The following is a 12510-nucleotide window of genomic DNA, read 5'->3' as shown; positions in this document are numbered from 1 at the left end:
CTGCCACGTCTGGTCTCCTCTTCCGATCACAAACCGTCTGCCACCCTACCAGGCCGAGCCCGGCCTGCGCGGAGGTGGGCGAGGCCCATGTCCAGGGCGGCCTCCAGATGGGTGGTCTCGCCGGTGGACATCTGGATCAGCACGCCGCCCTGGATGCCCGCCAGCAGCGCGGCCGCCGCGCGGTCCGGGTCCACGTCCGGCCCGATCTCCCCGGCGTCCCGCATGTGCCGTACGCCCGCCGCGATCTCGGCCTGCCAGCTCCGCATCAGCTCGGTGACGACCGCCTGGGCGCCGGGCGTACGGCTGCCGAGGTGGGAGGTGACGGAGTTGAGCGGGCACAGGCGGCCCTGCCGCCGATAACGGTCGACGACCTTGTCCCGCCACGCCTGCCAGGCGGGCCAGGAGGTGAGGTCGCCGAGCTGGGGCCGCTGGTCCTCCAGCACCCGGTCGGCCTCCAGCCGGGCCACCGCCAGCAGCAGCTCCTCCCGGCCGCCCGGGAAGTAGTGGAAGAGCTGGCTCTTGCTCGTCGCCGTGCCGGCCAGCACGTCGTCCAGGGTGGTGTCGGCCACGCCGTGCTCACGGATGAGCGCCGCCGCGCCCTCCAGGATGCGCTGCCGGGTCGCGGCCCCCTTGCGGGTCAGCGTGCGCATGATGCCTCCCTGGAATTTTGGACTTGCTGGTCCATTTTATCTCGCGCAAGCTGACGGAACCGCGCGGTCCGACACTCGCCGTCCTTCCGAACGAAGGGGTTCCCCATGTCTCTCGACCACTACTACCTGCTCGGCCGTTCCGGGCTGCGGGTCAGCCGGCTCGCCCTGGGCACGATGAACTTCGGCACCGGCGGCTTCCACGCCGCGTACGGCAGGACCGAGGACGAGGCCCGCCCGATCTTCCGCAGCTATCTCGAAGCGGGCGGGAACTTCGTCGACACCGCCGACTTCTACACGGCCGGGGAGAGCGAGACCATCCTCGGCGCCCTCATCGCCGAGGCCGGGGCGCGCGACCGGGTGGTGCTCACCACCAAGTTCACCAACAGCGTCGACCCCGGAGACCCGAACGCGGGCGGCAACGGCCGCAAGCACATGATCAGAGCGGTCGAGGCGTCGCTGCGCCGCCTGCGCACCGACTACATCGACCTGTTCCTGCTACACACCTGGGACCGCGTCACGCCCGTCGAGGAGGTCCTGCGGACCTTCGACGACCTCACCAGGGCCGGGAAGATCCGGTACGCGGGCCTGTCCGACGTGCCCGGCTGGTACGCGGCGCGAGCGCAGACCCTGGCCGAGGCGCACGCCCTGGCGCCGATGGTCGGCCTGCAGCTCCCCTACTCGCTCGTCGACCGGACGATCGAGTTGGAGCACGTCGCCATGGGCCAGAGCCTCGGTCTCGGCATCACCGCGTGGAGCCCGCTCGGCGGCGGCTTCCTGACCGGGAAGTACCGGCCCGCGGACCGCGGCCTGGCCGGGGAGGGCAGGCTCGGCGGCAACGGCACACCCGGGCGCTCCTGGACCGACCGGGAGTGGCGGATTCTCGCGACACTCGAAGAGGTCGCCGGGAAACTCGGCGTGACGATGGCCCAGGTGGCGCTCAACTGGGTCGCCACCCAGCCCGGGATCGCGGCGGCCATCGTCGGCGCGAGCAGTGCCGCGCAGCTTGACGCCAACGTGGCCGCCCTCGGCTTCGAACTGCCGGCCGAGCTGCGCGCGAGCCTCGACGAGGCGAGTTCCGTGCCGCCCCCGTCGGTCTACCAGATGTTTACGCCGGGCTACCAGGGCTGGCTGGTCAGCCCCGGCGTCAAGGTCGGGGACAAGCCGGCCGGGTACGCCCCGGCCGTACGGAACTGGACGCCCGGCGGCGACGCCTGACACACGCCGCCCGCCGGACCCCGGATGACGCCGGCCGGATCAGCCCGTCCTGAGCAGGACGGGCTGCGTGTCGCCCGAACGGTCGCGCGGGCAGAAGCCGACCGTCCAGACGCCCTCGAAGAGATCGAGCCTGTTCTGCGCGATCACGATCACCGCGCAGTTGCCGTCGGTCGCGAGCAGGGGGCGCACCTCCGCCGCGTCCGCCACGTTGTCCAGGACCACCAGGGCCCGGCGCGAGCGGAACATGGCCTGGAGCGTCATGGTCTGATCCACCAGGGTGCCGGGATGCCGGCTGCCGACGCCGAACACCCGGGAGAGGGAGCTGACCAGCCCGGCCGGCCCGCGCGCGCCCCCCTCGGCGTTGACGTAGAACTGGCCGTCCGGGAAGTACTTCCGGAAACGGGCCGACGCCTGCACGATGACCGCGGCCTTGTCGACGCCCGAGCCGCCGACGAGCTGCACCACCCTCGGCCCGGACGACCCCACTTCGTCCCGGCCGCGCTGGCGGGTCGGCTGCTCGACCAGGACCTGGTACATCCACTCGATCAGCTCTGCCGTGGCGGGCTGTGACACACCCTTCGGCGGGCACTCCCCGACGGGAGGGGTCCCGACGGCGATGTGCGGGCGCGCAGGCGTGGCCGGAGCGCCGGCGGCCTGCCGCCGGGCCACCTGCCGGAACCTCTCCGACGCGTCGGCCTCTAGCATCAGGGCCTCCGCCAGGAGGCTCACCGACTTGCGGTGAGGTCTCTTCGTCCGCCCCCGTTCCAGGTCGGAGATCGCGCGGACACTGACCCCCGACCGCTCCGCCAGCTCCTCCTGAGTCAGGCAGGCTTCCTCTCGCAGTGCTCGCAGCAGCGCCGCGAGCTCGTTATGGCTCTCCAAGTCGTCAAGTAACCCCATTCCACAGCCACCTTTCCCCCGGTGCTGATCCACAGCCAGAAACTCCCCGCGCAGAGTTTTAGTTGAGATTTCACACATCAACTGGAAAACTCGCGTTTCCCCAACAGTACACAGCCGATCTTGTAGGAGTCAATTGCGACTGTCGGGAATTGGAGCGGCGCGGCCCGGGCGCGGCCGTCCCGCATTGGACCGTTTTAAATACCGGCCATTGCGGCGGGGGAACTCGCGAGGCCCGACCGCCGGCAGGGCGGGAACGCCGTACCGGCGGGGGGACTCGGAGCCGTCAAATCACCGGGGGTGGTCCTGCTCCGCCTTCCGCTTGAGCGCGTCCAGCATTTTGCCGATCCCCTTCCGCGCATTCTTGTTCAGAATGGCCTCCGGCATCGCCCATTTGATGCCCAATTCCTGCGAGACGCTCACCTCGCTCTTTCCCCCGCCGTCCCCCGTGACGGTGCAACTGAAATCGAACCGGGTCATCACCTCGCTGCCGACGAGGTGGTATTCGAAAGAGCCGTCCGCCGGATACTCATAACGAAGGGAATGCGTCGCCCGCAGCCCCATGGCCTTGGCGTGCCAGGTGGCCTGCCGGGGACGTCCCCGCTCGTCGGTGTCCTCGATGTCGACCCGCTCGACGCCGGGCTGCCAGGAGGGGTAGTCGGCGAGGTCCAGCAGTATGGCGAGGACCGCCTCCGGGTCGGCGTCGATGATGATTGATCCGGTCACCACGCTCATGGGTGAAGCCTCCGTTTCGTCCTGCGCGCCCGGCGGGCGACCCCGCGGATCGCCCGCCGATTTCTGAGATCAATTGCCGCCGGTCCGGACCGCGGACGGGCCGGGGAGGTAATCCCCGATGCGGCCCCCCGGGTCCGCGGCGACGGCCGCCAGAATCCGTACGTACGCCGCGAGCCAGCGGGCGGGGGCGCCCTCGGGGAAGTAGCCGGACAGGTGGTTGAGGGAGATCTGCATGAAGTCCCCCGAGATCGCGCTCTCGACCCGGAGCGGGTGGTCCGTCTGGGCCAGGACCTGGGCCGGCATCGCCCCGAGGACCGACATGAACCGCAGCAGGTTCTCGGTCAGCTTCGGCAGGTTCTCGCTGACGAGGTAGCTCTCGAAGAGCGGTTCCCCGGTGGGCGCGCCGGTGATCCCGTACAGGGCCGCGGGCGGCACGTACTCGTGGTCGGTGATCGCGGAGATCTTCTCCTGCATCTCCGCCAGCCACGGCAACATCGGCGCGTCGGGGTCCACCCTGGCCACCAGGGGGAGGATGTTGAACACCAGCCCGGTCGCCCGGTCCACCTCGACCGACGTGCTGCCCCGCCCGGAGAAGACCGCGCCGCACACCACGTCCCGCGAGCCGGTGATGGCGCTGAGCATGACGGCCCACGCGCCGTGCAGCACGCTGTTGATGCTGAAGCCGTGTGCCCTGGACAGTTCCAGGAGCCCGTTCGCCACCTCCGGCGGGACCGTCACGCTCTCCTGCAGCAGCGGCGTCACGTGGTCGGCCGGCCGTTCCGCGGCCGGCAGGGTGATGGAAGGCACCCCGGACGGCCCCGCGGACGGCAGGGCCCCGAGCTCACGCCGCCAGAACGCCTCCGCCTCCGTCATGTCCCGACGGCTCTGCTCGACGCAGAAGTCGCCGTACGTCGAGGTGAAGGGCTCGTCCACCGGCTCGCCGCCCGCCCGGTACGCCTCGTAGGCGGCGAGGAGGACCGGCATCATGATCTGGTAGCTCCAGCCGTCCTGGGCGGCCATGCAGAAGAAGTGGTCGTAGTCGTAGACGTCGTCCTCGATCCGGAACAGGAGCAGCCGCACCTGCGGCGGCGGGCCGGTGAACCCGCGGCGCCGCGCCGCCTCGAGGTGGGCGTGCCGCCGCCGCTCCTGCTCGACGGGCCGCAGGCCCCGGAGGTCGTGCGTCTCGATCCGCAGCCGCACGTCCCGCTGAACGACCTGGACCCACTCGCCGGCCTCGTCCTGCACGTAGGCCGAGCGCAGGTTGGGGAACCGGTCGACGGTGTGCTGCCAGGCCCGCTCCAGCGCGACCGGGTCGAAGTCCTGGCCGGAGAGGCGGAAGGACTGCTGGGTGACGTAGACGCCGGATCCCGGACGCTGCCGGATCCGGTCGAGCATGTACCGCTGCATGCCGGTCACCGGGTAGGCGTCCTCGGCGCCGGGGTGGCGCGACCGCGCCCGCTCCAGCACCCGCTGGTCCCGCTGGCCGGCGCTCGCGACGTCCACCCGGCCGCGTGACTCGGCCAGGGCCGCCAGGTCGGCGATGGTGTGGCTCTGGAAGACGTCCTGCGGGCTGAGCGCCAGGCCGATGGCCTTGGCCCGGCTGACCATCTGGATGCCGAGCAGCGAGTCGCCGCCCATCGCGAAGAAGCCCCGGTCGACGCTCACCTCGTGAACCCCGAGCACCTCCTTCCAGATGTCCGCGATCCGCCGCTCCGTCTCGGTGCGGGGGGCGACGACGCCCTGCTCCGGCTCGACGCCCAGCTCCGGCGGCGGCAGCGCGTCACGATCGAGCTTTCCGTTGGCGCTGACCGGGAACTCGGAGATGGCGACGACTGCCGAGGGCACCATGAAGTCCGGCACCTTCTCCCGCAGGAAGCTCCCGGCCTCGCCGCTCAGCCAGCGGCTGAGCGCGGCGAGCCGCGGGTTGTTCACGTACTGCCCGGCCGGACGCCCCGGTTCGCCCGGGTCCGTCCAGTCGACGAGATGACCGGCCTCCGGGCGGTGCAGCGTCACCCGGTAGGAGCCGTCGGCCGCTCCGCCCATCCACGCGACGTTCACCTCGTAGCCGAGCTCCTCGCCCAGCCGCCACCAGACCTCGGGCTCGACCCCGGAGGGGTCCTCCGTACGGGGCAGCCGGTCGACGGGGGTGTCCGCCGGCGCGCCGTCCATCGCGGCGAGGAGGGCGTTGACCGAGGCGACCCGGGCGTTGGGCACGCCGTCGACCCGCAGCACGTCCGGCCGGCGGCCGGTGAGCAGCCCGCGGACCTCGTCCACCGACGTCCAGGGGACGGTCTCCGGAGGCGGCTGGGCGCCGGCCGGCTCTCCGACGTGGACGGCGACGTCGTAGCGGTACCGGGTCAGCTCGTTGTGGTGGTCGCCGCGCTTGAGCATCATCTCCACGCGGCTGATGGCCGGGACCTCCTCGCGGAGCGCGCTGAAGTACTCCGGCGCGAGCAGCAGCTCACGCTCGTACGCCCCCCGCCGGCGGATGCGCTCGCGCAGGCGTCCGGCCGTGAGCCCCGGCTCGGTCCGCGCCAGCTCCATCTCCGCGTGGAGGGCCGGGAGCATCGGCAGGCTGCGCAGGTCGCCGAGGAAGAGCGCGCCGCCGGGCCGCAGGCACGCCAGCGCCCTGTCGACCACCTCCCGGAGGTGTCCCGGGCTGTCGAAGTACTGGACGACCGAGTTGATCACCACGGCGTCGAAGCGCTCGCCGTCCAGGCCGGTGAAGTCCTGGGCCTCCCGTTCGAACAGCCGGACGTCCACCGTGTCCGGCAGATCGGGCACCAGGCGCTCCCGCACGTAGTCGAGGGCCTTGCCGGACAGGTCCGTCGCCCAGTACGCAGTCGTGTGCGGGGCGATCCGGGCGAGCAGCATGCCGGTGCCGCAGCCGATCTCCAGCACGCGCCGGGGCCGCAGGGCCAGGATGCGCTCCACCGTTGAGTCGCGCCAGACGCGCATCTCGTCGTCCGGCAGCCGCTCGCTGGTGTAGCTGCTGTCCCAGCCGATGGTGTTGAAGTCGGCCGCGCCGGCGGCCTCCCGCTGGTAGCTCTGGTCGAACAGGTCCCGCCAGGCCGCCACGGCCGACGGCGCGGCGGAGTCGACCGTGCCGTCTTCGAAGCCGTCCTCGGGGACCACGTACGCGACGAGCTGCTTGCTCTCGGCGTCGTGCGGGAGGTCGCGGGCCACGACCAGGACGTCGCGCACGGCGGGATGCTCGGCCAGGGCCGCCTCGATCTCCCCCGGCTCGATGCGCATCCCCCGCACCTTCACCTGGAAGTCGGTGCGGCCGAGGAACTCCATCGTCCCGTCGGGCCGGAACCTCGCGAGGTCGCCGGTGCGGTAGAGCCGGGCGCCGGGCTCGGAGCCGAAGGGGTCCGGCAGGAAACGCTGCTCGGTCAGCTCGGGCCTGCGGTAGTAGCCGCGCCCCACCCCGACGCCGCCGATGTACGCCTCGCCGGGCGTGCCGAACGGCACCGGCCGCATGTTCCGGTCGAGGACGTACACCTGGGTGTTGGCGATCGGCGTGCCGATCGACACCACGGACGTCTCAGGGTCGCGCGGGCACTCCCAGCAGGTGCTGTCCACCGAGCACTCGGTGGCCCCCCACAGGTTGTACAGGGTCGCGGCGGGCAGGCGTTCGTACAGGGAGCGGATCGAGGCGAGGGGCAGCGCCTCGCCGCTGGCGATGACCCGGGTGACGGACCGGCAGTCCTCGATGCCGGGGTGCTGGAGGAAGATCCGCAGCATCGAGGGCACGAAGTGCAGCGTGGTGATCCCGTGCTCCCGGATCGTGTCGGCGAGGTATTCGGGGTCCTTGTGTCCCTCGGGGCGGGCGATCACCATCCGCGCGCCGATCATGAGAGGCCAGAAGAACTCCCATACCGACACGTCGAAGCTGAACGGGGTCTTCTGCAGGACCAGGTCGTCGGGGGTGAGCCGGAAGTAGTCCTGCTGCCAGTGCAGCCGGTTGACCACCCCGCGATGTGTGATCATGGCGGCCTTGGGCCGCCCGGTGGAGCCCGACGTGTAGATCATGTACGCCAGGTCGTCCAGCCCCGCGATGTTCTCCGGACGGGAGCCGGGCTCGGCGTCGAACTCCCCGGCCCGATCGAGTGGGACCACCACCGCGCCGTGCTCCGGCAGGCCGTCCACCAGCCGCTGCTGCGTGAGCAGGATCGCCGGTTCCGCGTCGGCGAGCATGAAGGCCACGCGCTCGCGCGGGTACGTCGGGTCGATCGGCACGTACGCGCCGCCCGCCTTGAGGATCGCCAGCAGGCCGACCACCATCTCCAGGGAGCGCTCGGCGCAGATGCCGACCGGCTGGTCGGGGCGCACTCCCATGCTCCGCAGCCGGTGCGCCACCCGGTTCGCGCGGCGGTCGAGTTCGGCGTAGGTGAGGTGCTCGCCCTCGAAGGTCAGCGCGATCGCGTCCGGCCGCTCGTCGGCGGTCTCCTCGATCAGCGTGTGCAGGCACCGGACGCGCTCGCCGGGGTAGACGCGCTCGGTGTCGTTCCAGTCGAGGAGGATCTCCCGCTCGGCCGAGGCCGGCAGCACGGGCAGTTCGGACACCCGCCGGTCGAGCCGGTCGGCGAACTCGTCCAGGAGCACCTGGTAGCCCGCGAGGAACCGCTCGATCGTGTCGTGGTCGAAGATCTCGCTGTTGTACTCGGCGTCGACCAGCAGCGTGTCGGACATCTCGGTCACCGACACCTCCAGGTCGAACTTGCTGGTGTCGTTGTGCACCTCGACGATGTCCGCCAGGTCGTCCCGCCCCGCGCCGGCCCGGTGCCGCTTCATGTCGAAGACGACCTGGAACAGCGCGTTCGCGGTGAGTCCCCGGTTCGGGGCGAGCTCGGCGACCACCGCGTCGTACGGGACGTCCTGGTGGTCGTAGCCGTGCCTGACCGTCTCGCCGACCCGGTCGACCAGCTCCGCGACGGTGGGGTCGTCGCCGACGTGGGTCTTGAGCACGACCATGTTGACGAAGAACCCGATGAGCTCCTGCACCGCGTCGTCGTTCCGGTTGGCCATCGCGGTCCCGATCACCACGTCGCCCGTGTTCCCGGTGTCGCCGGCGTACCGGTAGAGCGTGGCCTTGAGCGCGGCCAGCATGGTCGTGAAGAGGGTGACGCCGCGCTCGCCGCTGAGCGACCGCAGTCTGCCGGTCAGCTCCGCGCCGAGCTCGAAGCTCATGCTGCCGCCGCGGAAGCGCTGGGCGGCCGGCCGGGGCCGGTCGGGCAGCAGCTCGACTCCGGTGGGATCACCGCCGAGCGCCCGCCGCCAGCTCTCCAGCCGGGCGGCCAGCCCCTCGCCCGCGAAGCGCTCGCGCTCCCAGAGGGCGTAGTCGGCGTACTGCACCGCGAGCTCCGGCAGCTCCGGGTCGCGGCCGCTCACGTAGGCCTCGTAGGCGGCGGTCAGCTCCGTCCCGAACACCCCGCCCGACCACACGTCGGCCACGATGTGGTGCATGCCGAGCAGCATCCGGTGGTCGAGCGGCCCGAACCGGAACAGCGTCACCCGCAGCAGCGGCGCCTCGGCGAGGTCGTAGGGCCGCCGCGCCACCTCGCCGGCGATCCGCGCGTACTCCGCCTCCGGATCCGCGGACGCCGTCAGGTCGACGAGCGGCACGCTGATCGTCAGCTCCGGCAGGATCTCCTGCCGGGCCTTCCCGCCGGGGCTGGGGAACCGGGTGCGCAGGATCTCGTGCCGCCTGACGACCTCGTTGACGGCCTTCTCCATCGCCTCCGGCAGCAGCTCCCCGCTCACCCCGACCGACAGCGTCAGGTTGTACGCCGCGCTGTCCGGCACGAGCTGCTCCAGCGACCACAGGCGCTGCTGCGCGTACGACAGCGGGATCGGTTTGTCCGCCACTGCTCCCCGGCGGCGGTCGGCCGCGATCCGCAGCAGGCCGGGGCCGTCCTCCGCCCCGGCGGCTCCCGTGGTGGCGGCGAGCTCGGCGAGGACGAACCGGGCGAGGGCGACCGGGGTGGGGTGGTCGAACGCCATGCTCACCGGCAGGACCAGCCCGGTCGCCCGGTTCAGCCGGTTGCGCAGCTCCAGGGCGGTCAGCGAGTCGAAGCCCAGGCGCAGGAGGTCGGCGTCGGCAGGGATCTCCTCGGTCGAGTGGTGCCCGAGCACGCCGGCGATCGCGCCGACGACCAGTTCGAGCGCGACCCGCTCCCGCTTGTCGCCCGTCGTGGACAGCAGCCGTTCGCGGACGTCGTCGTGGTCGTCCTCGTCGTACGGCAGCGCCGCGAGCAGCTCGCTCTCCCCCGACGGGCCGCCCGGCGTGCCGGTGTTCAGCCAGAACCGCCGGCGCTGGAAGGCGTACGTCGGCAGGTCGGCGGCTCCCCCTGCTCCCCCGGGTTCCTGGGGGAAGGCCACCCGCCAGTCGACCGCGACTCCGCCGCAGTACGCCGCGCCCAGAGACGCGAGCAGCTGGCTCCGGTCGCCGTGGCCGCGGCGCAGCGTCCCGGCCACGCAGAACGGCCGGCCGCCGGTTTCCAGCGCCTGCTGCAGGTCGGGCACCAGGACCGAGTGCGCGCTGATCTCAAGGAAGCAGTCGAAGCCCTGCGCCGCGAGCGTCTCGACGGCGGGGGCGAACAGGACCTGCTCCCGCAGGGCGCGGAACCAGTAGCCGGCGTCCATCCGCGCGGTGTCGGCCCAGTCTCCGGTCAGGGTCGAGAACAGCGGGACGGCGGACCGCCTCGGTCGTACGGGGGCGAGGTCCGCGAGCAGCTCGTCCCTGAGCGCGTCCATCTGCGGCGAGTGGGAGGCGTAGGTGACCGACGTCCGGCGGGCGCGCAGCCCGTCGGCCTCGCAGCGGGCGAGCAGTTCGCCGACGGCGTCGCCGTCCCCGGACACGACGGTGGACGCCGGGCCGTTGACGGCGGCGACGACCAGCCGGCCCTCCCAGGGCCCGAGGAGGTCGCGGACCACGTCGCCGGCGGCCGACACCACCGCCATCGCGCCGCGCCCGGTCATACTCCGGGCGATCGCGCGGCTGCGCAGCACCACGACGCGCACCGCGTCCTCCAGACTGAGGGCGCCCGCGACGTACGCGGCGGCGATCTCGCCCTGGCTGTGCCCGAGCACCGCGGCCGGTTCGACGCCGTAGGAGCGCCACACCGCGGCGAGCGACACCATGACGGCGAAGACCACGGGCTGGACGACGTCCTCTCCCTCCAGCGCCGGCGCCCCCGGAGCGCCGCGCAGCAGGTCGAGCAGCGACCATTCGACGTGTTCGCGCAGCGCCGCGTCGCAGGCGGTCATCTCCGCCGTGAAGGCGGGCTCGGTGTCCAGCAGGCCGGCGCCCATCCCCGCCCAGTGGGAGCCGTGTCCCGGGAACACGAATACGGTGCGGCCGGTAGCACGTGCCGCACCCCGCACCACTCCGGCGGCGTCGGCGCCGGCGGCCACCGCCGCCAGGCCGTCGAGGAACTCCTCACGGCCGCGTCCGACCACGACGGCCCGGTGCTCGAAGGCCGACCGCGTGGTCAGGGCCCGGCCCACGTCGTACGGCCGGACGTCCGGGCGGGACTCCGCGAACGCCGCAAGCGTGGCCGCCTGCGCCCGCAGCGCGGCGGCGGACCGGCCCGACACCACCCAGGGCAGCGGCCCGTCCGGCACGGGGACGGGCTCGTCCGCGGCGGCCGGCTCGGGCGGCTCCTCCACGATGATGTGCGCGTTGGTCCCGCTCAGGCCGAACGACGACACCGCGGCCCGGCGCGGGCGGCCGGTGCGCGGCCACGGCCGGGTCTCGGTCACGAGCTCCACGGCCCCGGTCGTCCAGTCGACCTGCGGGGTGGGCGCGTCCACGTGCAGGGTGCCCGGCACCAGGCCGTGCCGCAGCGCCAGCACCACCTTGATCAGGCCGGCCACGCCGGCCGCGGCCTGGGTGTGGCCGATGTTGGACTTCAGCGCGCCGAGCAGCAGGGGCCGGTCCGCCGGCCGTTCCTGGCCGTACGTCGCGAGCAGCGCCTGCGCCTCGATCGGGTCGCCCAGCCTGGTGCCGGTGCCGTGCGCCTCCACGACGTCGATCTCGGCGGCGGACAGCCCCGCGTTCTCCAGCGCCTGGTGGATCAGCCGCTGCTGCGACGGGCCGTTGGGGGCGGTGAGGCGGCTGCTCGCGCCGTCCTGGTTGACCGCCGAGCCGCGCAGCACCGCGAGGACCTGGTGCCCCAGCCGCTGGGCGTCGGCGAGCCGCTCCACCGCGACCACGACGGCACCCTCGGACCAGCCGGAGCCGTCCGCCGCCGCCGAGAAGGGCTTGCACCGGCCGTCGGGGGCGGCCACCCGCTGCTGCGAGAACTGGACGAAGGAGAAGGAGCCGGCCATCACCGTGGCGCCGCCGACCAGGGCCAGCGAGCACTCCCCCTGGCGCAGCGCCGTCATGGCCGAGTGCAGGGCCACCAGCGACGACGAGCACGCGGTGTCCACGGTCATCGCCGGGCCCTCAAGCCCGAAGGTGTAGGAGATCCGGCCCGAGACCATACTGCCGGAGCTCGTGTTGCCCACGTAGTCGTGGTACATCAGCCCCATGAAAACGCCGGAGCGGCTGCCCGCGAGCGACTTCGGGTCGATTCCGGCGTTCTCCAGCGCCTCCCAGGAACACTCCAGCAGCAACCGCTGCTGGGGGTCGGTCGCCAGGGCCTCACGGGGCGAGATGCCGAAGAAGGCCGCGTCGAAGTCCGCCGCGTCGTAGAGGAACCCGCCCTCCCGGACGTACGAGCTGCCCGGGTGGTCCGGATCGGGATGATAGAGCGTCTCCATGTCCCAGCCGCGGTCCTCGGGGAACCGCCCGATGGCGTCCTCGCCGTCGGTGACCAGGCGCCACAGGTCCGCCGGGGTGCGGACGCCGCCGGGCAGCCTGCACGCCATCCCGACCACCGCCAGCGGCTCCCGGGACGCCGCGGCGAGCTGCCGGTTGCGCATCCGAAGCCGTTCGTTCTCCAGCAGAGAGGTCCTCAGCGCCTCGACGACCGAGGCGGAAGATGTGTCCACCACTGCGTGT

General features: G+C 72.4%; 5 protein-coding genes. 1 reads left to right on the top strand and 4 read right to left on the bottom strand.

Translation table 11 applies throughout. The features are described 5' to 3' along the window. Nucleotides 1–26 precede the first annotated feature (26 nt). Nucleotides 27–650, bottom strand: a complete 624-nt coding sequence (locus HHX40_RS22475) for a TetR/AcrR family transcriptional regulator (protein ID WP_165900780.1) — start codon at nt 648–650, stop codon at nt 27–29. A gap of 105 nt (nt 651–755) precedes the next feature. Between HHX40_RS22475 and HHX40_RS22470 the strand changes: the two genes are divergently transcribed. Then, a complete protein-coding gene (locus tag HHX40_RS22470; RefSeq protein ID WP_182882187.1) occupies nt 756–1865 on the top strand; it encodes an aldo/keto reductase in 1110 nt (369 codons plus the stop codon). A gap of 39 nt (nt 1866–1904) precedes the next feature. On the opposite strand, the gene HHX40_RS22465 is transcribed toward HHX40_RS22470, so the two are convergent. From HHX40_RS22465 to HHX40_RS22455, 3 genes are all read right to left on the bottom strand, one after another. Beyond that, nucleotides 1905–2765, bottom strand: a complete 861-nt coding sequence (locus HHX40_RS22465; RefSeq protein ID WP_182882186.1) for a helix-turn-helix domain-containing protein — start codon at nt 2763–2765, stop codon at nt 1905–1907. Between the two features lie 288 nt (nt 2766–3053). After that, complete coding sequence (locus HHX40_RS22460; protein WP_182882185.1) at nt 3054–3497, bottom strand: SRPBCC family protein; 444 nt, start codon at nt 3495–3497, stop codon at nt 3054–3056. A gap of 69 nt (nt 3498–3566) precedes the next feature. Next, on the bottom strand, nt 3567–12503 hold the full coding sequence (locus tag HHX40_RS22455; RefSeq protein ID WP_182882184.1) for a non-ribosomal peptide synthetase/type I polyketide synthase: 8937 nt from the start codon (nt 12501–12503) through the stop codon (nt 3567–3569). Nucleotides 12504–12510: the final 7 nt, after the last annotated feature.

This window comes from Microbispora sp. H10949 (assembly GCF_014161435.1).
GTDB lineage: Bacteria > Actinomycetota > Actinomycetes > Streptosporangiales > Streptosporangiaceae > Microbispora > Microbispora triticiradicis.
This window is presented reverse-complemented; position numbering and strand designations above follow the sequence as displayed.

Excerpts from the sequence above, each read along its gene's own strand:
- HHX40_RS22475 (WP_165900780.1), bottom strand. The coding sequence starts at position 650 with ATGCGCACGCTGACCCGCAAGGGGGCCGCGACCCGGCAGCGCATCCTG.
- HHX40_RS22470 (WP_182882187.1), top strand. The coding sequence starts at position 756 with ATGTCTCTCGACCACTACTACCTGCTCGGCCGTTCCGGGCTGCGGGTC.
- HHX40_RS22465 (WP_182882186.1), bottom strand. The coding sequence starts at position 2,765 with ATGGGGTTACTTGACGACTTGGAGAGCCATAACGAGCTCGCGGCGCTG.
- HHX40_RS22460 (WP_182882185.1), bottom strand. The coding sequence starts at position 3,497 with ATGAGCGTGGTGACCGGATCAATCATCATCGACGCCGACCCGGAGGCG.